General features: G+C 39.4%; 22 protein-coding genes. 7 read left to right on the plus strand and 15 right to left on the minus strand.

Annotation, left to right across the window (positions count from 1 at the left end):
• Nucleotides 1–75 precede the first annotated feature (75 nt).
• Together ACTQ5J_RS08450 and spxA are read right to left on the minus strand one after the other, a co-directional pair.
• Nucleotides 76–819, minus strand: coding sequence for an adaptor protein MecA (locus ACTQ5J_RS08450; protein ID WP_441752351.1), 744 nt, complete (start codon nucleotides 817–819; stop codon nucleotides 76–78).
• A 497-nt stretch (nucleotides 820–1,316) separates the two neighbouring features.
• Nucleotides 1,317–1,715 (minus strand): transcriptional regulator SpxA, encoded by a 399-nt coding sequence (spxA, locus tag ACTQ5J_RS08455; RefSeq protein WP_441752352.1) that lies wholly within the window; start codon nucleotides 1,713–1,715, stop codon nucleotides 1,317–1,319.
• Nucleotides 1,716–2,165: 450 nt separating this feature from the next.
• On the opposite strand from spxA, the gene trpS reads away from it, so the two are divergent.
• Nucleotides 2,166–3,155 carry a tryptophan--tRNA ligase gene (gene trpS, locus ACTQ5J_RS08460; RefSeq protein WP_441752353.1) on the plus strand — a complete coding sequence of 330 codons (990 nt, stop codon included), beginning with the start codon at nucleotides 2,166–2,168 and terminating at the stop codon, nucleotides 3,153–3,155.
• A gap of 143 nt (nucleotides 3,156–3,298) precedes the next feature.
• Here the strand turns inward: trpS and ACTQ5J_RS08465 are convergent, their stop codons facing one another.
• Nucleotides 3,299–3,763 (minus strand): Fur family transcriptional regulator, encoded by a 465-nt coding sequence (locus tag ACTQ5J_RS08465; protein WP_441752354.1) that lies wholly within the window; start codon nucleotides 3,761–3,763, stop codon nucleotides 3,299–3,301.
• A gap of 207 nt (nucleotides 3,764–3,970) precedes the next feature.
• Between ACTQ5J_RS08465 and ACTQ5J_RS08470 the strand changes: the two genes are divergently transcribed.
• Nucleotides 3,971–5,065 (plus strand): FUSC family protein, encoded by a 1,095-nt coding sequence (locus ACTQ5J_RS08470; RefSeq protein ID WP_441752355.1) that lies wholly within the window; start codon nucleotides 3,971–3,973, stop codon nucleotides 5,063–5,065.
• Nucleotides 5,066–5,169: 104 nt separating this feature from the next.
• On the opposite strand, the gene ACTQ5J_RS08475 is transcribed toward ACTQ5J_RS08470, so the two are convergent.
• From ACTQ5J_RS08475 to ACTQ5J_RS08490, 4 genes are all read right to left on the minus strand, one after another.
• Nucleotides 5,170–6,570, minus strand: a complete 1,401-nt coding sequence (locus ACTQ5J_RS08475) for a L,D-transpeptidase family protein (RefSeq protein WP_441752356.1) — start codon at nucleotides 6,568–6,570, stop codon at nucleotides 5,170–5,172.
• A 204-nt stretch (nucleotides 6,571–6,774) separates the two neighbouring features.
• Entirely contained in the window at nucleotides 6,775–7,047 is a 273-nt protein-coding gene (locus ACTQ5J_RS08480; RefSeq protein WP_441752357.1) for a hypothetical protein, read from the minus strand.
• Between the two features lie 142 nt (nucleotides 7,048–7,189).
• Nucleotides 7,190–7,783, minus strand: a complete 594-nt coding sequence (locus tag ACTQ5J_RS08485; RefSeq protein WP_441752358.1) for an RDD family protein — start codon at nucleotides 7,781–7,783, stop codon at nucleotides 7,190–7,192.
• 26 nt (nucleotides 7,784–7,809) lie between these two features.
• Complete coding sequence (locus tag ACTQ5J_RS08490) at nucleotides 7,810–8,454, minus strand: DsbA family oxidoreductase (protein WP_441752359.1); 645 nt, start codon at nucleotides 8,452–8,454, stop codon at nucleotides 7,810–7,812.
• 167 nt (nucleotides 8,455–8,621) lie between these two features.
• Between ACTQ5J_RS08490 and ACTQ5J_RS08495 the strand changes: the two genes are divergently transcribed.
• Nucleotides 8,622–8,993 (plus strand): iron chaperone, encoded by a 372-nt coding sequence (locus ACTQ5J_RS08495; protein ID WP_441752360.1) that lies wholly within the window; start codon nucleotides 8,622–8,624, stop codon nucleotides 8,991–8,993.
• Nucleotides 8,994–9,189: 196 nt separating this feature from the next.
• On the opposite strand, the gene ACTQ5J_RS08500 is transcribed toward ACTQ5J_RS08495, so the two are convergent.
• From ACTQ5J_RS08500 to ACTQ5J_RS08510, 3 genes are all read right to left on the minus strand, one after another.
• Nucleotides 9,190–9,648: a DUF1622 domain-containing protein gene (locus ACTQ5J_RS08500; protein WP_441752361.1), complete on the minus strand. Its 459-nt coding sequence runs from the start codon at nucleotides 9,646–9,648 to the stop codon at nucleotides 9,190–9,192.
• Between the two features lie 62 nt (nucleotides 9,649–9,710).
• Nucleotides 9,711–10,748, minus strand: coding sequence for a serine hydrolase domain-containing protein (locus ACTQ5J_RS08505; protein WP_441752362.1), 1,038 nt, complete (start codon nucleotides 10,746–10,748; stop codon nucleotides 9,711–9,713).
• A 30-nt stretch (nucleotides 10,749–10,778) separates the two neighbouring features.
• On the minus strand, nucleotides 10,779–12,185 hold the full coding sequence (locus ACTQ5J_RS08510; RefSeq protein WP_441752363.1) for an aldehyde dehydrogenase family protein: 1,407 nt from the start codon (nucleotides 12,183–12,185) through the stop codon (nucleotides 10,779–10,781).
• Nucleotides 12,186–12,340: 155 nt separating this feature from the next.
• Here ACTQ5J_RS08510 and ACTQ5J_RS08515 point away from each other — a divergent pair, with 155 nt between their 5' ends.
• Nucleotides 12,341–12,616, plus strand: coding sequence for a chorismate mutase (locus ACTQ5J_RS08515; RefSeq protein ID WP_441752364.1), 276 nt, complete (start codon nucleotides 12,341–12,343; stop codon nucleotides 12,614–12,616).
• 411 nt (nucleotides 12,617–13,027) lie between these two features.
• Here ACTQ5J_RS08515 and ACTQ5J_RS08520 read toward each other — a convergent pair whose 3' ends face one another.
• Entirely contained in the window at nucleotides 13,028–13,468 is a 441-nt protein-coding gene (locus tag ACTQ5J_RS08520; protein ID WP_441752365.1) for a YtoQ family protein, read from the minus strand.
• A gap of 264 nt (nucleotides 13,469–13,732) precedes the next feature.
• Here ACTQ5J_RS08520 and ACTQ5J_RS08525 point away from each other — a divergent pair, with 264 nt between their 5' ends.
• Nucleotides 13,733–14,407: a TMEM164-related integral membrane acyltransferase gene (locus tag ACTQ5J_RS08525; protein WP_441752366.1), complete on the plus strand. Its 675-nt coding sequence runs from the start codon at nucleotides 13,733–13,735 to the stop codon at nucleotides 14,405–14,407.
• Nucleotides 14,408–14,458: 51 nt separating this feature from the next.
• Here ACTQ5J_RS08525 and ACTQ5J_RS08530 read toward each other — a convergent pair whose 3' ends face one another.
• Nucleotides 14,459–14,905 (minus strand): hypothetical protein, encoded by a 447-nt coding sequence (locus tag ACTQ5J_RS08530; RefSeq protein WP_441752367.1) that lies wholly within the window; start codon nucleotides 14,903–14,905, stop codon nucleotides 14,459–14,461.
• Nucleotides 14,906–15,118: 213 nt separating this feature from the next.
• On the opposite strand from ACTQ5J_RS08530, the gene ACTQ5J_RS08535 reads away from it, so the two are divergent.
• Nucleotides 15,119–15,814 (plus strand): YggS family pyridoxal phosphate-dependent enzyme, encoded by a 696-nt coding sequence (locus tag ACTQ5J_RS08535; RefSeq protein ID WP_441752368.1) that lies wholly within the window; start codon nucleotides 15,119–15,121, stop codon nucleotides 15,812–15,814.
• An 84-nt stretch (nucleotides 15,815–15,898) separates the two neighbouring features.
• On the opposite strand, the gene ACTQ5J_RS08540 is transcribed toward ACTQ5J_RS08535, so the two are convergent.
• A complete protein-coding gene (locus ACTQ5J_RS08540) occupies nucleotides 15,899–17,065 on the minus strand; it encodes a hypothetical protein (RefSeq protein WP_441752369.1) in 1,167 nt (388 codons plus the stop codon).
• Nucleotides 17,066–17,255: 190 nt separating this feature from the next.
• Between ACTQ5J_RS08540 and ACTQ5J_RS08545 the strand changes: the two genes are divergently transcribed.
• Entirely contained in the window at nucleotides 17,256–17,636 is a 381-nt protein-coding gene (locus tag ACTQ5J_RS08545; protein WP_441752370.1) for a YbaN family protein, read from the plus strand.
• 412 nt (nucleotides 17,637–18,048) lie between these two features.
• Here the strand turns inward: ACTQ5J_RS08545 and ACTQ5J_RS08550 are convergent, their stop codons facing one another.
• Nucleotides 18,049–19,158: a hypothetical protein gene (locus tag ACTQ5J_RS08550; RefSeq protein WP_441752371.1), complete on the minus strand. Its 1,110-nt coding sequence runs from the start codon at nucleotides 19,156–19,158 to the stop codon at nucleotides 18,049–18,051.
• Entirely contained in the window at nucleotides 19,142–21,649 is a 2,508-nt protein-coding gene (locus ACTQ5J_RS08555) for a phosphoenolpyruvate synthase (protein WP_441752372.1), read from the minus strand. Before ACTQ5J_RS08555 ends, ACTQ5J_RS08550 begins: the two co-directional genes overlap by 17 nt.
• Nucleotides 21,650–21,651 lie beyond the last annotated feature (2 nt).

Below are 21,651 nucleotides of genomic sequence, written 5' to 3' on the forward strand. Positions count from 1 at the left end.
CCCTCCTATGTATAAATACACATTTAGGAGGGGATTATGCTTTTTTAATTGTTAAATTTTTGATAAGTTTTTAAACTAAAAATTTAACCCGAAAAATTCTAAGGCATCGCCTTCTCTAATTAAGGTTCCGTGTTCAGCTAAAACCGCTTCAGTAGTATGGTGTGTTTCACCATATTCAAGCATTGTTAATACTTTATGGTAAGCAGCTTCTTCCCTGATAGACATATCCACTTCAGTCACTACTAAGTAGTAACGTTCACTCATATGATATAAATTAGCAATTAATTTATCCGTCGGCAATTCACGGGCCATCTTGATAAAATCATTCAATTGATTGAAAACAATTACTTCGTCGTCATAGTTCATTTCTTCAGTATCATCTTCATTGTTCGCATATTCAGGGTTAAATAAGTCTAATAGAGTCATATGTTTGTCCTCATCGCTGCTTTTGACTTCTTCAGGCTCTTCGTTATCAGCTTGCTCGTTGTTTTGCTCTTCTTGGGCTTGTTTGCGCTTTTCGTTTTTATGTTTACGAATACGCTTTGTCACTTCATCTTCCCAGAATTCGTCCATCTCGTTTAGGTTTGTACGGCTAATATAGAGCTCTAGTCCTTCAGAACTAGGCATTACTTGAAAAGTAACCGCCTCTGACTCGTGGAAATGATTATCAACATCTACTTCTTCTAAAATTGAATAAAAGAACTGTTCGATGCTAGATTGATCTCCGATTAGATCGAGAAAATTAATTCCACGCTCTTCTAAATCATCCACGCCAATCATCACCTTGATTAAATTTTCATTTATACGTTCCATTTCCATATCGTCACCCCCTATTGATTCTATATCTATTATACAACTAATCAGACTAGAAACAAACTAATTGTCTTCCTATCATAGCACTTCTCGGTAGATAAATTCAAGATGTAATTCAGATTACTTTCAAATTCTAATATTAACTTGACTATCCTGACTGAAAACAAGCTATAAGGGATAGATACAATCCTTCTTCTGTTTTATGATAAACCATGCTTTTCTTAATTTTTAGTTATTCTAACCGTTTGTAAGTTGCTAAGTTCAACCTACAGGAAAGAGTCTAAATTAATTAATTGATCTACGCAGTTCTAGGCTGCGATATTGAATGACTTTAAGTTTAGCGACTCGTGAAGCGTGCTAATAATAATGAATCGGTTCGCATGCTTCCACCGTCAATCCCCGCTTTCATCAATCGCCAGCACCCTATAAATACACAAAGAAGTGAGACTAAGCCTAGGCTTAATCTCACTTCGTAAAATTCAATATAAGTCAGCTCTTAAGAATTACTCATTAACTAAAGCGCGAGCTCTTTGTAATTCTCTTGCACGTACTTCACGTGGCAAGAAACGACGGATTTCATCTTCATTAAAACCAATTTGAAGGCGTTTCTCGTCAATTAAAATCGGACGGCGTAATAGGCCTGGTTGAGTTTGAACCATTTCAAAGAAAGTATTAAGGGGTAGCTCACTTAATTCAACATCTAATTCAGAATAAGCCTTAGAACGAGTGGATACAATATCCTCAGTTCCTTCTTCGGTCATTCGTAAAATCGATTTGATTTCCGTTAAAGATAATGGCTCAGTGAAAATATTGCGTTCTACATAAGGAATGGAATGTTCTTCCAACCACGCTCGTGCTTTTCGACAAGACGTGCAGCTAGGAGTAATATACAATGTTACCATAAAAGATCTTCCTTTCTTTTCTTGAACATGTTTCCAGCTTCTATTCAACTAAATTACGTGCGTTTTCCTAAGTGTTGCTTACTTTATTGTTGCATTCTGACTTTAAGGATAAAAATAATTTTCAAAATCTATCCTAACTTAAACAGTACACTCCGTATAGCATTTCACAATATTATTCGCTTTATGATTTAAAGTATAGCATTGCCACACAAGAGGTTCAACTTGTCTTGACAACAACAAATCAATAATTTGAATTCTGCCATCATTTAATTGAAGGTCAATTTTTGTATATTATAAAATATTTAAATGATGAGAAACGCCTAATTATTTTGTTATTTAGTCGAATTTAGGCTATAATGAATTATCAATAACTTTTAAAAATATATAAAATTCGAATTAAATTTCATGTATTCTTAAGTATTTCTTATCATTTAGAAGCGAGGTAATTTTATGAAACCGACTATTTTTTCAGGCGTTCAGCCTTCTGGCATTCCAACCATCGGCAATTATATTGGGGCAATGCGTGGCTTTGCTGAATTGCAAGACACTTACGATGCCACTTATTGTATCGTCAACCAACATGCCATCACAGTTCAACAAGATCCAAAAGAATTAAAACTGATGACGCGTCAACTAGCAGCCTTATATATTGCATTAGGGATCGATCCAGAGAAATCAACGATTTTCGTTCAATCTGATGTTGCTGCACATGCACAAGCGGCATGGATTGTAATGTGCAATACAGGTCTTGGGGAATTAGAAAGGATGACTCAATATAAAGACAAGTCTTCAAAACAGGAATCCATCGGTGCTGGTTTACTTGTCTACCCTCCTTTAATGGTGGCAGACATTGTCCTCTATAATGCACAATACGTTCCAGTTGGTGATGACCAAAAACAACACGTTGAATTAACACGTGATTTCGTTGACCGTTTCAACTCACGTTACGGAAAAAAACTACTAGTAAAACCTGAAGGCATCTTTCCTAAAGCCGGCGGTCGCGTGATGAGTTTACAAGATCCAACCAGTAAAATGAGTAAATCAGACACGAATCCTAAATCATATATTTCAATGTTAGATACACCAAACGTAATTACAAAGAAAATTAAAAGTGCGGTGACTGACTCTTTAGGCATCGTTCAATACGACAAAGCCAACCAACCAGCCGTCGCAAATTTATTAGAAATGTACTCTGTTTTAAACAACGAAGCAATTGATGACATTGTGGCTCGTTACGAGGGGCAAGGATACGGGAAGTTTAAAGGTGATTTAGCTGAAGTAGTGATTTCTGTGCTCGAACCAATTCAAACACGTTATTCAGAATTACTTGAAAGTGACGAATTAGATAAAATCTTGGCAACAGGAGCTGCCAAGGCAAGTGAAATAGCTAATCGCACGTTAGCTCGTATGGAAACAGCTATCGGTCTAGCTTACACATAATAAATCAACCAATCGCTTACTTGCTTAATGGCAGTAGGCGATTTTTTAGATGGAAAACGTCCTTCAGAATATGATTCAAAGTAATATCGTAAGTTTTACTAGACCTTGTAGGATGTTTTAGAGTTTTATACCAATTAACTATATTAAAGTGTCGATTGAATAGCCGATTGACAAGTTGGACAGAGTCCATGCACCTCTAAGTTTGTATGATAAATGAGATAGCCTGTTTGTGATTGAGCAGCCTGTTCAACTTTCTTTATCTCTGCAAAATTAAAATCGGCAATCCGACCGCAATTCTCACAAATCACATGATGATGATCGTGAGCAATGAAATCATAATGACTGGTTGAACCAGATATCTTAAGCTCCTTGACAAGACCTTCATTAACAAAAGTTCGCAAGTTATTGTAAACCGTTGCTAGACTCATTCCAGGATAATCTGGCAATAAATCTAGATAAATTTCTTCAACTGTCGGATGGCGATGACTATTCACCATGTAGGTCAAGATTGCATGACGTTGTGGTGTTATTCGAATACCTTTTAATTTTAAATCATGAATGACTTCTTCTATCAAATAATCATGATTATGAGGATGTTCCTTGGTCATCCTAACGCCTCCTTACACAAATTACTTTATCTTCATTATAGCAAACAATCCGAAATTTCCAATATCTAATCAAACTCTTAATCGAATAAAACTTATGTTAAATTGAGGATACATGCTTGAATTTTTTCGTAGATGTTTTATGATAAGGTATAATGAATTTTTCTTTTTTGCAACCATAAAATTTAAATGACATAGGAGCTTATACATATGAAAATTGGCGCACGGGTTCTTAAGACCGGTCTTGCCATAACATTATCGATTTATGCCTCAATCTTATTGTTTCCAGACAGTAGTGGGGCCCTAGCCGGTATTGCGGCAAGTTTATCTACTCAACCTTCCGTTAAAAAATCTTTTGAAACTTTTATTAGTCGTGTTGTTGCCAACTCGATTGGTGGTTTACTCGCCGTTCTAATGATTTATGCGATTGGTAATTCCCCTATTGCAATCGGGGTATCTGCTGTTTTGGCAATTGCTGTATTGAATGGTTTAAAATTGAGTGATGTAATTCCATTAACCATTGTAACAATTGTTGTTATTATGTTGAGCACTGACACTGATTATATCATGACAGCTTTTGCTCGTGTCATTGAGACAGTCATTGGCGTTTCGATTTCATTTGTTATCAACTTACTGATACATCCCCCTAAACATGATGCTCAGTTCTTTAAAACATTAGAAACAGTCACTAGTGAAGTACTTCTATTATTGCGAGCCACCCTGCGTAAGAACACGGACTTTTCAATCCTACACCGTGATCTTCAGTGGGCCAAAAAACAAATGAGTCAATTCAATACATTATTTCGATTAATCAGCGAAGAATGGATCATTTCAAAATCTGAACGTGTAGCACGCGCTCGAAAATTAGTCATTTACCGACACATGGGCCGTACGACTCAAAGTGCTATCGATTTATTAGATGCTTTACATAAATACAGTCATATCTATTATGATTTTCCAGATGAGTTCCGGACGATTTTCCGAGAACGTCTTGAAACATTATTTACGGCTCATGAGCAAATCATCATGAAATTTTACGGAAAGGTCCCACCTGAAGCTGTCAATTACATGGAAATGAACCGTGAAAACCGAGAAGATTATTTAGATATGTTCTTTTCTGAAGCAAAACATCAAGAAGAAGTGAAGGAACATCATCAATTTGAAGCCAATGGTGTGACTCATATCATGGCTGCTAGTTTCACTTACGAAGAGAAATTGACTAACTTAAATCGTCTGGTCCGAAATTATAAATTGCAAAACGAAGGTCAGCAATACGATACCTCGCACGATGACCTAAGAAATTAATACTAATAAAAGCCAGTTTCGAGTACAACCGTCTAACGGTTCACTCGAAACTGGCTTCTTTTTTCATTATTAAATGAAAACATATGTGCTAGTGCTTATATTCTTTAGAAAATAACTACAGGCATGCCATAATAAACAAGTTCAAAGACATCTGGCATTACACCTGGCGGTGTATTGATACAACCTAGGGAACCATTACTCAAGTATGCTTCGCCCCCAAAAGAAGATTGCCAGTTCGCATCATGAATGCCTTGTGCTTGATCATCAAATGCTATCCAGTAATCAACTGGCTGTTCATAATCCATTTCAGTTCGTGGATTGTAACCGACCAAAGTACTCTCTTCTTCCATGTTCCACACTTGGTAAGTTCCTGGCACTGTATTGGTGCCCGGCGTTCCAGTTACAATAGCTGTTTGCAAAGCAACTTCGCCTTCAATATAAATGGTCATCATCTGATGATAAACATCCACTTCAACATATGAGGCACCAATGTCATCACTGATATCTACCCCATAACCACTTCCACCAATCGCCGGTTCACGTGTCGCATCTTCACCTGCTAAAACATTGGCAGCTATATTCTCCGCTTCTGTATAGCGATCAATATACCAGCCATAAGTCCCAGGTTCCAATGTGACTGTCCCTTGGTATGTACTTTCAAACTGACGTGTTTTGAATAATGAAGCGTAAGTCTCATTTAAACCGTATAAATAATCTTCAATCAATTCTACATTCACTTGTGGTTCTTGACTTTCATCAACAAAAATCCAACTCGCAATTTCATCACTTGGTATCACAATCGATTCTCCATCTAATTTCAACGTTATAGCGACATTTTGCATCTTATCCAAGCGTGCTTGTAAATCAGTCACCTCAGCTGTATCCTGACGCACCAATGGTTGAATGTAAGCTGAAGCTAAATCGAGACTATTCTTTCCATTTTCTAATTGCTTTTCTAATGCTGATTCAAATGACGTGGCAGAAATTTGTTGACCATATACTTCTTCTTTAATTTGATAGACGCCCGCTTCGCTAATCCCAATATAAGCATCAGCGCTGGCAGTACGCTCATTGTTATTGACACCCACACTAACCATCAAGCCTTCTATCATTGACGAATCGAACGTTACATACTCATCCAACTGCTCAACCGATTGTGGTGAAGCAAACAGATAAACAGGCCATTTGGCTGCAGATTGTTGCTCCAATAATTGCTGTAAAATCGCTGTTGTATCTGATTGAACATTGAGTTGAGATAATTCAATATACCCCAATTCTTGCTCATTTTCAGTTAACATCACTTGCTGTTCTTCTAATTCTTTTTGAACATGTGCTTGGGCATTTTCAAGTGTCAATTGGCTAACGCTAATTGCACCCACCTTCGTGTTAGGGACGAAGTGCGATTGGAAAAACCATATGCCAAGCAAATATAATAGAATGAAAATCCCGATACCGACTGCCGGTAGAACATATTTTATATGCTTTTTAATAAATTCTGTGTTCATATCCACTTGCTCCTTATACTCACTAATCTCACGATTAAATCACTCCATTAATTAGCAACCGCCTTCACACAAAACTCGAAAGGCTTATTTGAAAATCAACAGTCTAATTCATAAGTTAATCACTATTTTACCACATTTTACCATGACAAAGCCCCTATGAGAATAAAAAGAGTAGCAATTAAGCTACTCTTTCAAAATTTTCAACTATTTCACTAAGTTCAATTTGACGACCTTTCGTTCTTTAACTGTACTCATCATCCCAAATGCTCGTTGAAAAGGATTTTCAGTTTCAGCCAGATTAGCGTCGCCTAAGTGACAGACATATTGTCTACCTTCAATTTCGATAACAGGTTCCATCGACTCTTTAATAATCGTTAAATCCAGTCCTTCGCGTTTTTTATATTTAAGCAACTCTCGAGAAAAGTCCTTGATTGCTTTAATCGGTTCTTTAGGCTCGAATACTCTACACGGTTTCATTCTATTCACCTCATAAGATTAATAGAAGCATTATACATCTTGCAAAAGGATAAAGCTAGAGTATTGTTTAGCTTTTAAAAAACTTAATTTTCAATCGATATTCCTGCTTGTCAAACAGTAAACAAACACCGTCCTAACAAGATTACCCCTCTGATTTCTCTGATGAATTCGTCGCTTGAACTACTTGAGAACCTGCGATTAAATCAGCAAGATGACGTTTATCCAAACGGTACAAACCCATATACAAAAATAGGACTAATAATCCCACAGACAGACCATAACTAACGATGCCAAAGGCGTCAATTTCTCCAAACATAAAATGAATGACAGCCATATGTCCAAACTGCCACGGTAAGAATTTAATAATATTTCGCAATAAGCTTCGTCCGAAGGATAGTTTTTTAAATCGAACTGTTAAGCCTGCGAAGCGCTTCCCTAGTGTGCCTGCCCAACGATAATCTAACCAAGCAAAAATTAAGCTGATGGGTACGCTCGTCGTAAAGGTCGCGATTAAATGACTATACCGTTCATCTTGAGCCGGTAAAGCTTCACCATAAACAAAGTAGTTAACAATTAACATAACTAGGAAAAGACTAATCAAATACAAACAGATCATCAGCCAGTCAACTAAAAGTTCTGTCAACCGTTGCTTTTTGCTGATAGGATTTTGTGCCAAAAGTGTTTGGCTATCTTCAACTTGATCGCTCACTGCTTCAAGTGTATCTTTATGGCTCATTAATCATCGCCTCACTTTCCATTTATTTAGGCATCTGCTTGCTCTTGCCATGCTTGGGTTAGAGCTTCTTTAAATAATTCAGTGGGTTGTGCACCTGACACGGCGTATTTATTGGCTAAGACAAAGAACGGAACACCTTGGACTCCAATCATTTGCGCTTGTTGAATGTCTGCATAAAACGCGTCTTGATAATCTTCGGATGCTAGGATTGAGCGTACAACTTCTTCATCTAAACCAACTTCTTTCGAAAGTTTTACAATCACTTCTGCTTCTCCTAAGTTCTCACCTTGTGTAAAGTAAGCTTGGTAAAAGCGCTCAAAATACTCATTACCTTTCCCGTTTTCTTTAGCATATTGAAAGACCCGGTGAGCATCTTGAGTTGGCGCATATTTAGCCTGTTCAAAATCTATAGCCAAACCAGCGGCTTGTCCCATATCCACTACACGCTGAGTCATTTCCTTTGCTTGTTCAAGCGGCATGCCTTTGTCGTCTGCTAATGATTGTAGATAGCTTTTATTGTCATCATATTTCGCCTCCGGATTTAATAAAAAACTCTTATATTCAATTTCTACCTGATCACCAAAATCCAATTCTGCCAGAGCTTTTGCCAAATGCGCTTCACCAATATAGCAAAAAGGACACACAAAATCAGACCAAATCGTAACATTCATTTAAACACTTCCAATCATTTTATTTACCTACTGCCATTACTTGTTGTTTATTATAATGTAGATTTGAGTGAATGTACAATCTGACAAACCGTACCACCTATTCTTTTCACTACCTATTTTCAATCATTTACCCTACAATATAGCTAATACAAACTAAGGAGGACCACATGGAAACTTTTGACGATTACCTAGCGACCATTACCAATGAGGAACATCAAAAAATCACACGCGATGTGCTGAATTGGGTGAGGGAAAATTATCCCGATATGACTGAACGAATCGCATGGAGTTCACCAACCTTTGTTGCCCATGGCACCCATATCATCAGCTTTAAACATACCAAGAAACATCTTGCTGTCTCCATCGAAGGAAAAGCTGTCCGACACTTCGCTGAAACTTTCGATGAAAACGACCTAAACTACGGAACAATGAACGTAAATTTCCCTTGGAAAACACCTATTAACCTGTCCTTATTAAAAGACATCATCGATTATAACCTTGAAGATAAAAAAGACCTCACCAGTTACTGGCGTAAATAAACCATTGACCATAGTTTCTGGTCTCAGCTAGCCCAGCTGATGAGATTACACCCAAACTTATTGTTGTCTACATAGACGACTCGTGAATTGATAACGAAGCGCCCCATCAAGCAAAGAATTTTTGCCACACCACTTTCAAATCCAACACCAAAAAACGCCGCTAGGAGTATAACCCAAAACTCCTAGTAGCGCTTTTTTACTTCTTGCTTAAATCATCCGCTGACTTCATCGCCACCTCAGCATTTGACACAGAGTCAGTCGATTTAACCTCATTATTTCGATAGAACACCGGTTGAATCGCCTGACCCGAACGTTGAATATCACCAGTAATAATCGCTTGCTTAACCTCCCAATGAATCAACAACGTCAAAACAATTCTCAGCACGACAACAAAAGCAAGTATAATTAATTCATTTAAATCGCGAACAATGACCGTTTTAATAATCTCTGCGCCCAATTTAAACTCTAAACTCAAAGCTAAAGCTTCACCAAGTGTAATCTTGACAAGTGAATTATTTAAATCCATTCCACTTTTGAAGAAAATCATCAAGGCCTTGACGCTACCAAAGATAATCATAAAAATCCCGATAAGTTCAAGCGCATGTACTACAATTGGACTGAAAGACTCTTCGATAAAACGCAATAATTCTAACATCTTTATCACCCTACTTTACTCTTTCTTGATGCAAGCATACCAAGTGACAAAGACAGATGCAACTATAATTTCATCACTAAATTCATCAACATCCGGATCGATAAATCCGGACGAGCCATTTGTTGTAAAGTGCCAACCAAAAACAAGTCGCCTTGCGGATAATAAAAAGCAAAAGCACCAGTCGAACCCGTATGTCCCAACAACTCAACTTGCTTAAGCCCCTCTTTCGTCCGTTTCCTTAATGGCAATTTCATAAAGCCGGCGCCATAACGAATCGGAGCCCAATCCGCTTGCAACTCATGGTAACTCTCAAGCCTTTTAAAAATTCTAGGGTCAAATAGCTGACCAGTATAGAAAGCCTTAAGAAAAATCATTAAATCACGGGCTGTCGTGACTAAGCCACTACTAGCGTCTTGGGCAAGAAACCTCGGACGATTCAATACTTGCTGTTCAAAGTAAACATTTGGCAACTCAGCTGAATCTTTTTCTATTAAATAAGTTTGACTTAAAGCCAATGGCTGGCAAATTCTTTCCTTAAATAATATGGCTAATGGTTGCTCCAACACGTTTTCCAACAGCTGACCCAGCAAATTAAAATTAATGTCGGCATAAAACGCTTTGCCTGTTGTTCCTGGCTTGAAATGAGCACTCAAGCTTTTCGTTAATTGAATTCTTTCCTCATTCGTCACACTAAAATCTTCGCTCACTAAACGCTTAGAAAAATTGCTCGGGCCCTCCAAATAGCTATCCGCCAAGCCACTCGTCTGAAACAATAAATCCGCTACCGTCAAGTCAAAACTATAATCTTTACCTTCGAAAACATGTAAACCCTCTAACGTCCCCCGGTCAAAATAAGAAACTAATCCATCTGCCAAATTGAGACGCTCCTCTTCAACTAGCTGTAATATCAGACAAGTTACAAACATTTTGGTCAAGCTAGCCGCTAAGAAGGGACGGTCGATAGTCAATTCACCTTGCCTCGCTTGATGAGTAAAAGTGCCTTTTGAGTCTTCTATAAATAATATTGCTTCGGGCACTTGCGCTTTTTTTAAATATTTTTTAAAGATTTGATTGATAAGTGTTGGGCGAAGTATTGTCATTCCTATTTTGGCATCCTTTCTGTTTGGACTTTAAACAAAAATGGTTTTAATTTCAACGTAGTCCTCAACACCGTACAAGCCGATTTCACGGCCAATTCCTGACTGTTTATAGCCACCAAAAGGCGCGCGTGGATTGCGTGCCCCATTATTAATGTAAACATTCCCGGTTCTCATTTCCTTAGCAACTCGGCGGGCCTGTTCTGGCGGGCCTACAACAGCTCCAGATAAACCATAAGGCGAATCATTGGCAATCTCAATCGCATCATCGACAGTGTCGTAAGTAATCACGACTAAGACTGGGCCGAAAATTTCTTCACGCGCGATGCGCATATCGTTGGTTACATTGACGAGAATAGTTGGCTCCACGTAAAACCCTGTTCTTTCAATCGTTTGACCGCCCACTAATACTTCAGCCCCTTCTTCATGTGCAATTTCTAAATAATCGAGGACTGTTTGACGTTGGCGATTCGATACCATCGGACCAACCATAGTACGATCATCAGTTGGATCTCCAATAACAACTGTTTCATCATAGTAAGTTTTCAAGGCTTTAATGACTGTATCATATTCATTGGCAGGCACTAACAGACGTGACAAGGCCGCACAGGTTTGCCCTTGGTTATTCAACACAGTATCTACGGATTTTTTTACTGCTAAGTTTAAATCACCACCTGGTAAATAAATTAAAGCGGACTTGCCGCCCAATTCCAGTACCAATTTCTTGATTGTGCTACTGGCTTTAGCATAGAGTCCTTGCCCCACATCTGTTGAACCTGTAAAGGAAACTATCGCCACATCGGGATGACCAGCTAAGTAATCACCGGCATCACTTCCACTTCCTGTAATTAAGTTAAAAACTCCAGACGGTAAGCCGGCTGCATCAACAATTCTCGCTAGTAATAAAGCGGTAATCGGGGTATCACTCGCTGGTTTTACAACAACTGTATTGCCAGCCAATAGAGCCGGCGTAATTTTACGTTGAATTTGATTTAAGGGATAGTTCCAAGGGGTAATGCAGGCCACAACTCCTGCTCCTTCTTTGACAACAGTCGCATCATCAAGCTGTTCTTCAAAGTCATAATGTTTGATATCATTTAAAGTCGCTCGCATCTCACTGATTGCCAATGGCACTTGCACATTGTTCGAAAATGTCTGTGAACAGCCTAATTCCGCAACAATCGTGTCGGCTAGTAGTTGTTGTTGAGCTTCAATTCCTGACAGAATTCTTTCAACATAGTCTGAACGCTCTTCGATCGACGTACGGTTCCAAGCAGGGAAAGCCTGTTTTGCTGCTTCGACTGCTTGATCTACATCCTCATGATTACTCTTTGAAACTTCTCCTATCACTTCTTCAGTTGCCGGATTAATCACTTCGCTATATTCATTGGATAATGCATCCTGCCATTGCCCGTTAACATAATTTTGATATTGTTTCATAAAATCACCTCATTTTAATTATCTCTTATCCAAAAGAATGACGCAATCAATCTGCCTTCTCTTTTATAGAAGAATACATTAGGGGACTTGTGCCTTCCTTAAGTCTATAACACTATGGTACACTATCCCCAATACTTAAGATGGGAGCTAATTTTATGTTAGAAGTAGAACGTCAACAAATCGATGCAATTGATCGAGAAATTATCCGCTTATTTGAAAAAAGAACACGTACTGTTGAGGAGGTTGCCCGTGTAAAACTAGCTAATCAATTACCTGTTCTTGATGCTAGTCGTGAACAATTAGTGATTGAAAAAGTCCAAAGTTACCTTAAGGATCCTTTGCTAGCTGACCAAGTTGCAGCTTTATATGCCGAAATTATGCGTCTTTCTCGCCAACACCAAGAAGAATGGCTATCTAATAAAAAGGATTAAGCTTAGATAAGATTCGTCATGGAGGGGCTGGGCTCGTTTCTACGGCCAAGGAAAAGTGCGACTCGCCGTCACGACCAGGGCCAAAACTGCAACTCGCCGTCACGACCAGGGCCAAAAACGCAACTCGCCGTCACGCCCAGGGACAATCACTTACCCTCTCCGACAATAACGATGGTAGAGGGGAGTTCGCGCCAGCTCACTACATTTCGTAGAGACAGAGTGTTTATAAAATCGTCAGACACGCAGTGGCTGACACCTTTATCTTTCCACAAGTTGCGTTATCCTTGCGCCATAAATTGTGACAAAGGACTAATGCGTGACAGAGGTTAAAGAGCAGCTAGTGATATTAAAATCCACGCAAAGAGCCTCACACTATTTAATTCGGTGTGAGGCTCTTGCTTTTTAAATGGCTTATTCAGTTAAATAATTTAGCACAGCTACCGCTTGTTCAATTGTTTCAACAGTAACGTTAGCTTTATTCGATAATTCTTTTAATGAGTGAATTAATTCTTCTGGTCGAATTATAATGAGTGGCTTATTTAAATTAATTGCCGTCGACGCATCCATCGCAGTATTCCATTGACGGTATTTGTCGCCAAACAGTGCGATCACAATATCCGCCTTCTGCATTAGAACTTCAGTTCTGAAATTATTAATCGCTGAAGCCGCATCATCTCGGTAGAACTTACCGGGTTGTTCCCCAAGAATTTGCTCACCAATCGCATCTGATAAGTCGTGATTTGTTTGAGGCGCAACAAATTCAAATGGTAAATCAGCTCTCATAACTTGTTCCTTCAACTCTTCACGCCAATTATCATGAATTTGACCTGCTAAATAAACAACAAATTTCATATACAATCTCCTCCATTTTTATTCTCAAATTAATGATACTATTTTACGAAGCTAACCCACAATACCTCTAAACTGTCTAACACTAGAAACATTGGCTTAAAATCAATCGCTCTTCAAGCCAACTATACCTCATTTCTAATGTTAACAAGCCTGCGACTAAGTTGCAAACATAGCCAGCTTCTTACCCAAGTTAATTACTTTCTTACCTTTTTCTGTCATTTTTTGATATGATAAAAATAATTATCAAACTAACAGGAGCAACTTATGGATTATATTCCCATTACCATCTTAGGAAAGTATCACTTACTATATGTAGGCATTTTAACGTTTTTCGGCTTACTATTATTTTTAAATCCCATTAAAGTCCGCCAACACAGACGGAAACTGACGACCATCAGCCTATTCATCAGCCTCTTACAACAATGTTTACTTTATGGATACTTTATTGTATTCGACATTTTTTCGCTCTCAGCTTCCCTCCCTTTACACTTAAGTAGGATTACAAGTATTCTAGGGATTATCTTCTTAATCACTCACAATCATAAATTATTTTCTGTGATAGCCTATTTCAGTTTATTTGCTTGGTTAAGTTTTCTGGTTCCAACGGATATTCAACCAATTAACCATCCATTAGGCGTCAGCTTTTTAACCAATCATGTCATCACCCTACTATTGCCTTTTTACATGATTATCGCCTATCAAGTCACACTACACTCACTAGATAAATACATTGCCTATGCTTGGTTATCCTTATACGTCATAATAGTCTTTTTCTTAAATCCTATTCTTAAGGGGAATTATTTCTATCTCGTAGATAAACCAATTTTCAAAGACCTGGCTGATCCGTTATATTTAATCGGCGTTTATGTCGTGAGCTTCTTGTTATTTCAAATCGGCGAACAAATTTTCAACCGAGTCGACCGCCAGTATAATCAGTAAATTAAAAAAACTGCAGCCCACTCGTAAGAGTCTAGCTGCAGTATCGTTTAGTTATTTAACTGGGTAAACGTCATCTACAGTGTCAGTTGGATGGATTACAATGTATAAGTGACCATTCGATCCTACTTTAGCTGTCATATACACGTTATCTGTCTTATCAGGTGTTGAAGGCTCAAATGGGAAATAAATTTCTTCTTTCTCTTCATCGTCCCAAACTAAGGTCATCCATTCGATATCGTCGTTTTTCACAACCGTTTCAAACATCCCGGCTTCTAAACCACCTTGGTTAATGCTGGTAGACTGGAAGGTATCCGCATCGGGATAAATTTCAATTTTTAAACCCTGAGCTGGATTAATTTCTACAATATCGCCACCTTTGATCCGGCCGATACTTGTTGAAACACGTCTAATCCATAAATCTCCAATATGTTCCATTGCGATTGTCCATTCCCCACCATTGTGAAAGTGAAAACGAAATTCGGTAACTTTTCTTCCCATCATAATCTCTCCTTTATTTTCTGTTCTCCCTTGACTACATCTTTATTATAGAACATGATTGTGAATAAAGCTACAAAGTTTATTTATTTTGTTACAATTGTCACAAATTTGGTTTTATAGTCTATTCTGCACAAAATAGGATACCAATCCTTCTAACCCAAGAAAAGAGGAATATGCTATACTAGGTCATAGAATCTAAAGAAGGAGAAATTTATGTCGACAGAAAACATCTTACAAAAAAATCATGCAACCATTATGAGTCAAGTTGAAGCAGCTACACACGCTGCTAAACGTTCTAAAGATGACATCAAAGTTGTTGCTGTAACCAAAACAGTTTCCCCTGAAATCATAGCGAACTTAATTGATTTAGGTGTCAAAGCCTTTGGTGAGAATCGATCCGATGTACTGATTGAAAAACAAGCAGCCTTAAGTGACTTAAATGAGCCAATCGAATGGCACTTCATCGGTCGCCTACAATCGCGCCAAGTGAAGACCATGATTAATACGATTGATTACTTACACTCGCTTGATCGCCTATCACTTGCCAAAGAAATTCAAAAACGTGCAGAAGAAACTGTGCGCTGTTTCGTTCAAGTCAATGTGAGTGGTGAAGAAAGTAAAGCGGGTTTCGAACCTGAGACATTAAAAGAAACACTTGAAGCCCTTGCAACCTTTGATAAAATTCAAGTTGTTGGATTAATGACTATGGCGCCTTATGACGCTTCAGAAGAAGACTTGCACATCTACTTTAATGAACTGAAACGTTTACAAGTAGAAATGGCAAACTTATCACTTGCCCATGCACCTTGTCACGAAGTGAGTATGGGGATGAGCCAAGACTTCCCAGTCGCGATTGCTGAAGGCGCTAGTATTGTTAGAATCGGTTCAGCCTTTTTCGAAGGCTTATAAAAAAATCCTGCCACACCGACCATCGGCTGTGACAGGATTTTTTTACATTGTGTAGTTAGTATTAAAGAGCATTGTGTCAAAAAATTAATACATTAAGCGCTCTTGTGTGCTATCTAGAGCAATACTTTTAGGTGAAGGTCGTAATTGGCCAGCATTTTCATCACGGCCTTGAAGAACAAATTGTGCATCAGGTCGACCGTACAGACCGTGAGTAAGTTCAACGATTGAACGTGTGTCATCATCTAGCAGACAGTTAAACAGCACATTCAATCTCACCCCTTTAAGGTTCATCATCATATCGTAATCGCCCATACTGTCACCGAATAAAGCAACCGGTTGAGAGTCGCCATGTAGCGGTGCGATCAGATTTAAAATCGCATCCGTTTTGCCCGCTCCCTTGGTGATGTGCGTACCGGCTTCCATCTGAGCCCGAATGTGTCTGTCATGATCAATGCCATAACACATGGCGATGATTTGGTTGAAAGGAACGTTGAAGCCAAACTCCAAAACTGCTGTGCGAACTAAATCAATTGGACTAGCACTTACCACATAAATCGCAATCTGATGGCTTTGTAGAGCCTTATATAAGTCACGAAGTTCCTGAGGAAAGGCAAGTCCTGAGACAAATTGACTCTCGACCATGCCAGCCAGGCCAGGTCGTTCTTCACTACTTGTGAAAACGTGACGTTCAAAAGGTTGCTCAAGTGCTTCGGCTAACATTTGGCGAGACAGCTCAATAAATTCAGTTTGGCTGTAGCCTTGGAACCAGTAAGTAACCCAGGGTTCGCCCGCTTGACGTGTGAAATGCTTATTCACCGCCTTGTAATAATAGCGAAGCTTTGCTTGAAAATCGCGGTAGTAATCCGTTGCCTTGGCTTCATTTAAAGACATGGCTTCATTCATAATATAATGGTCATAGAGCCACTGATAATTTTCGATAATATCCAAAGCTAGATTACGCGGTGTCAATTCTGGACGCCCTTGTGCTAGCTCTAAATCAAAATCAAAGGGGCCACTCGTCAAAATCATCAAGAAATCTTGAGGCGAAAGTTTGTAAAGAAGATGCTTGAGCATATAAATCATCAGATTATCCTCAACATCAGAGATTGCGCTCGTATTGTCGAAATCAAACACCACGTAAGCTTGTTGATTATGTGGCGTGCCATGCGGTTGCTGATACGTATCAATCAGCTCATTTAAACGTTGATAAACAAAAGGTTCCCAATTATTTTGCGGAAAATAAGTTATCATTATTGCCTCCTGTAAAAGTTAGTCTTTTCAATTAGTATAACCTTTTGACTAGTTTCTGTCACATATATCGGTTGTGGGTGGCTTTACACATACAAAAAAGAATAGAACATTTATAAAATTTTATATATCTTCTCGAAGGTTTGTGCTATAATGAACAAGAAGATAAAAAAAGAAAGGTGTGGAAGTAAAAATGAAACGTCTATTATTTATGTCACTCGGTTTTATTTCATTTGGATTAGGAAGTATAGGGACTTTAATTCCTGTGCTACCAACCACGCCCTTCCTATTACTATCCGGCTTTTGCTTTGCCCGTAGCTCTGATAAATTTTATGGCTGGTTAAAGCAACAGAAGATTTACGATTTTTACGTGGGGGATTATGCAGAACACCGAGCGATTCCACGTGCTAAAAAGTACAAAATCATGATCCAAATTTACTTAATAATGGGCCTGTCCATCTTTCTCGCACCGATTATTTGGGTTAAATGGCTAGTGTTTGGCCTGATGATTTTCTTAACAATCATGTTATTTGCAGTCATACCCGATAAAAAAGAAGAAGACAGTCATAGCTAACTATAAGCAAAAACAACCGGATTCACATCAAGTGAGTCCGGTTGTTTTTTTGGAAGTTTGAACCTTTTATTTGAAGCGCTTAATCAGCATTTCTCGCAAGAAAGATAAAAGTGTCCACTTGCGATGACCTGCAATCCCACCGACTATTGCCAATAGGTAACTTGCTTGACACTCCCAAGCGACCAGCCTCAGTTCAGTATGGTTGGTTCAATAAGTCGAGAGTTGGAACGTGTCTCACTGATTGCTTGGCACAATTGATGACTGTTTGTGCCAACAATCGTTGGGTGGTGACACGTTTTGTCTCTAGCTAGTCACTACTAAGCACTGCTAGCCATCTCCTTGCATCTTCCCAATAATAGAAAAGCTAAAAGCGGACTCATTCCAAACTGAATCCGCCTATAACTAACTACCGCTAAATCTTCTTTTCATAAATACCATAATGATGTTGGTAGGCCTGCAAATCCGATACATAATTTTTAGTCACTTTGCCTTGATGAATCAATCCCGCCACCGCATAGGCAGAACGCGCTTCAATCGCCTCGTAAATTAAGTAGGACAAAGCTGAGCCCAAACCTAAATAATCACCATCAACGCCTAAATACATGATCGTATAACGCTTTGCCTTGCGACGGCGCTTGAGAATCTTCAAGATATTCAGACCGGTCATTGGGCGATAAACCAAATGACCATAATCAGGCACAGTGATTACAAAACCAACTAAGCGTTCTTCCTTGTAAGCGAGTTGCACCATCGAAAAATCAAGAATCTGTTGATAGTCGCTAAAAACTTCCGAAAATTGCTCGAAAGAAATCCTCTCAAACAAAGGAAAGTCCCGGTATAAGTCACTTAATAAGCTGAACACCTCGGGCAAGACCTCTTGCCATTGCCCACGTTTAGGTGAAAGAAAACGCACCTCTTCTGCCATAAATTTCTGATAGCGTTTCTTCAAACGCGACTCACGGTACTGTGCAGGAATTTGTTGAAAGAAATTCGACACATAATGTTCCTTCAACTCAAAACCAGCCGCTTCCCATAATTTCGGATAGTAAGCAGGATTATGAGGTTCCCCGGTAAATGGCGCATCCGAAAAACCAGACAACTGCATCCGATAGCCTAGCCAAAAACTCGCTTGAACGGGCCCGATTAAAGTTTCAGCCCCCTTTAAGTCCCTTGCCCTTTGACTTAAAGAACTGATAAACGCTCGCATCAAGCCCTCGTCACGTGTCACACTCTCGAAGTAACCCAAATAGCCAACCCCAGGACGACTGTAGGGAAATGTTAAAGCAGCCCGCATTAATGGTTGACCATCCGCCGTACACATCAGCCAAGCTTCAAACTCATAGGTCACACTCAGCGGGTGATTGCCAGCTAACTGCGCTTGAAACTCACCCGCTGACTGCATCAAACGATCCTCAGGATAAATCAACTGTGGCAAAGCCAGACATAAGATTTCTTCCAAACTCCCCGCTTCAACCTTACGAATCGACACTGAGTTTAGAAACTCTTCATTCTTCGCCTCCATCCGCCTCACCTCCCACTAACTTTTCAACCGTCCCCGCTTGCCCATCCAGTTCAATAACATCACCAGACTTCAAAGCCGACATAATCCCTGGCACATTCACCACCGAAGGAATCCCTAACTCACGCGAAATAATCGCCGTATGTGACAACAAAGAACCACGCTCAGCCACAATCCCCTTCGCCTGGGCCAACAAATGCACCCAACCAGGATCCGTCATACGCGTCACGATAATTTTCCCCTGCGTCTCTCTAGCCGTAATTTGACTAATGTCATCAATCCGAACCACTTCTCCTCTAATACGCCCCCTCGAACAAGCAATCCCCCTAAACAACACTTGATCACTCACCGTCTCGGACAAATTAACCGAACGAACAGGCTTCTCAATAATATCCCCAACATAAAGCAAACGACTAACGGCCGGCAACTGCTTATCTAAAGCCGCCTTACGCTGACGCTCTTCCACTAAAACTTGCGGCTGATGCCCCGACTGCTTTAATGAAAATAATTCATTCATTTCCAGCCAAAAGGTATCCTCCACCTGCTCGAGTTGACCTGTTTCAACTAAACGCTCCCCCATTGTTAAGAAGAGTTGTCGCATCATCCCATAAATTCGTGTGCGATTCAAACGCGAACTTTCGCGGTACTGTATACCCAGTAACGCTTGTTTCTTCACGTAGTTTTTTAAGGGATTGTGTGATGTTAAACGAGCCCCTTGAGGCATTTGGCTGGCATCTTCTGAGTCTTGATAGGACAAGATTGCCTCGATTAACTTAGCTGGATGTGTTTGATAAGTCTGTGTTTCTAACTTTAATTCTTCAGGTACTCGGTTGCCATAACGTTGACGGTAATGTTCAATTTCATGCGTCAAGGGCTGTTGATCACTACTTAAAAACGCAGCCACCTGATCACCTTCTAAGGCTAGTAACTGCTTTTGATAGCTCTTGTCTTTTTGAACTTTTTTAGCTAAAGCATGTAGCGCTCGTGCTGGCTTCATACTTTCAATTTGTTCAATCCCCGCCAATTCAAGTTCGGCTTCTGGACGTTCTTGATTCAACTTCTTAAAGAGCCCTGTAAATACAAAGGCATATAAATCATTCACCAAGGTGATATCCCACTGATCAAGGACGGCCGCTTTGATTTCTTCAAACAACGCTCGCAATTCTTCAATCTCTGTAATGGGTGAATAATTCTTGTCATACAGATCTTCAATCCGGTGAAAGTCTGCTTCTAATTGTGCCATCTGTTTAGGCGCTTGGAAAAATTCCTTTAGAATATTAAAGCTGAATTTTATTCGTTGCCAACCACTAATATGAATCGGTGTCTTAGGCACTTGTGTTTGACGCACACCTAACATGTCTTGCCAAATTGGAATAATCTTATTGGAAAAAGGTAGTAATTGTAAGAGTTGGTACCAATGTTGAATTTGATAATAGACCCGGCTATTGACCATCGCAATCATGTCTTCAAAGGTCTCTTCGTAAGCTGCCAAGACTTTCTTTTCAGCACTTGTCCGATTGCCCACAATTCGACGCCCTAGCCCACGAAAGACGCTCGAATACGCTTCTTTAATAAAACTAAACGTTAAAGGTGTCGTAGTACCCGGATAACTTTCGACGATATTACTGTTATCTAAAATGATAGTAGCTTCCAATTCCCCCTTAGGAAAAGTAGTAATCGGACGCGCCTGTAGGATAAATAACTCATCTTGAACAAAAGTAAATTCAATATCTAGTCGTGGCCCAAATAATTCCATCAGTGTTTGACTCATCTCTTTCAAAGCCGTTATCTGTTGCTCGCTCGGCTGAGGTGAATCTTCCCAAGTGTCATAATAAGTTAAATCGTCTAATGGATAATAAGTGAGTGTTGTAGTCGCAACTTTATCCTCCACCACTTGATCGCCTACACCTTGCCCCAAGACGGCCACATGTTCATTTAAAATCCCTTGTGGATTAGCCGTAAAGTAAATCCCAGAGACATCGCCAACGACCATCTCTTGAATAATGACCAACATTTCGGCAGCTGCTAAGTCAATCCCATGATGTAATAAATACGTTAAAGATGACTCTGAATATAAAGAAGCGATTGTTTCTGCGATAGCTTCAGTCAACTCTTTAACTTCAACATCTAAGGTCGTTTTAAATTGCCCAGCAAAAGAGGTGTCCGGTCTGTCTTCAACTGTGGCTGACGAACGCACTGAAAAAGTCTTGGTACTATTTTGCTCTAATAACTCATCAACCTCATCAAAATATTCTACCAATACCTTTTCTTTAGCCCACACTTGCAGTGTGCGACTCAACTCGGTTATAGTAATTTGTTGGTTTTCTAATAAAGCTTGTTGTGCCTCTAAATAAACAACTGTCTCTGCTTCCGTAAAGAACTGACACTGATAAACTGAAAACGCAGGAACCGGCAAACCGTGCTCCTGCATTAAAGCGAGGTTCAAAGCTTTTGATCCCCATGATTCTTTTGTAGTTTCTTGTAATTTTCTCATGA

The sequence above is a fragment of the Fundicoccus sp. Sow4_F4 genome (genome assembly GCF_052116145.1).
Classification (GTDB): domain Bacteria; phylum Bacillota; class Bacilli; order Lactobacillales; family Aerococcaceae; genus Fundicoccus.

Bases quoted from the DNA above. Each gene is read 5' to 3' on its own strand.
- ACTQ5J_RS08450 (WP_441752351.1), bottom strand. From the start codon at position 819: ATGGAAATGGAACGTATAAATGAAAATTTAATCAAGGTGATGATTGGC.
- spxA (WP_441752352.1), bottom strand. From the start codon at position 1,715: ATGGTAACATTGTATATTACTCCTAGCTGCACGTCTTGTCGAAAAGCA.
- trpS (WP_441752353.1), top strand. From the start codon at position 2,166: ATGAAACCGACTATTTTTTCAGGCGTTCAGCCTTCTGGCATTCCAACC.
- ACTQ5J_RS08465 (WP_441752354.1), bottom strand. From the start codon at position 3,763: ATGACCAAGGAACATCCTCATAATCATGATTATTTGATAGAAGAAGTC.
- ACTQ5J_RS08470 (WP_441752355.1), top strand. From the start codon at position 3,971: ATGAAAATTGGCGCACGGGTTCTTAAGACCGGTCTTGCCATAACATTA.
- ACTQ5J_RS08475 (WP_441752356.1), bottom strand. From the start codon at position 6,570: ATGAACACAGAATTTATTAAAAAGCATATAAAATATGTTCTACCGGCA.
- ACTQ5J_RS08480 (WP_441752357.1), bottom strand. From the start codon at position 7,047: ATGAAACCGTGTAGAGTATTCGAGCCTAAAGAACCGATTAAAGCAATC.
- ACTQ5J_RS08485 (WP_441752358.1), bottom strand. From the start codon at position 7,783: ATGAGCCATAAAGATACACTTGAAGCAGTGAGCGATCAAGTTGAAGAT.
- ACTQ5J_RS08490 (WP_441752359.1), bottom strand. From the start codon at position 8,454: ATGAATGTTACGATTTGGTCTGATTTTGTGTGTCCTTTTTGCTATATT.
- ACTQ5J_RS08495 (WP_441752360.1), top strand. From the start codon at position 8,622: ATGGAAACTTTTGACGATTACCTAGCGACCATTACCAATGAGGAACAT.
- ACTQ5J_RS08500 (WP_441752361.1), bottom strand. From the start codon at position 9,648: ATGTTAGAATTATTGCGTTTTATCGAAGAGTCTTTCAGTCCAATTGTA.
- ACTQ5J_RS08505 (WP_441752362.1), bottom strand. From the start codon at position 10,748: ATGACAATACTTCGCCCAACACTTATCAATCAAATCTTTAAAAAATAT.
- ACTQ5J_RS08510 (WP_441752363.1), bottom strand. From the start codon at position 12,185: ATGAAACAATATCAAAATTATGTTAACGGGCAATGGCAGGATGCATTA.
- ACTQ5J_RS08515 (WP_441752364.1), top strand. From the start codon at position 12,341: ATGTTAGAAGTAGAACGTCAACAAATCGATGCAATTGATCGAGAAATT.
- ACTQ5J_RS08520 (WP_441752365.1), bottom strand. From the start codon at position 13,468: ATGAAATTTGTTGTTTATTTAGCAGGTCAAATTCATGATAATTGGCGT.
- ACTQ5J_RS08525 (WP_441752366.1), top strand. From the start codon at position 13,733: ATGGATTATATTCCCATTACCATCTTAGGAAAGTATCACTTACTATAT.
- ACTQ5J_RS08530 (WP_441752367.1), bottom strand. From the start codon at position 14,905: ATGGGAAGAAAAGTTACCGAATTTCGTTTTCACTTTCACAATGGTGGG.
- ACTQ5J_RS08535 (WP_441752368.1), top strand. From the start codon at position 15,119: ATGTCGACAGAAAACATCTTACAAAAAAATCATGCAACCATTATGAGT.
- ACTQ5J_RS08540 (WP_441752369.1), bottom strand. From the start codon at position 17,065: ATGATAACTTATTTTCCGCAAAATAATTGGGAACCTTTTGTTTATCAA.
- ACTQ5J_RS08545 (WP_441752370.1), top strand. From the start codon at position 17,256: ATGAAACGTCTATTATTTATGTCACTCGGTTTTATTTCATTTGGATTA.
- ACTQ5J_RS08550 (WP_441752371.1), bottom strand. From the start codon at position 19,158: ATGGAGGCGAAGAATGAAGAGTTTCTAAACTCAGTGTCGATTCGTAAG.
- ACTQ5J_RS08555 (WP_441752372.1), bottom strand. From the start codon at position 21,649: ATGAGAAAATTACAAGAAACTACAAAAGAATCATGGGGATCAAAAGCT.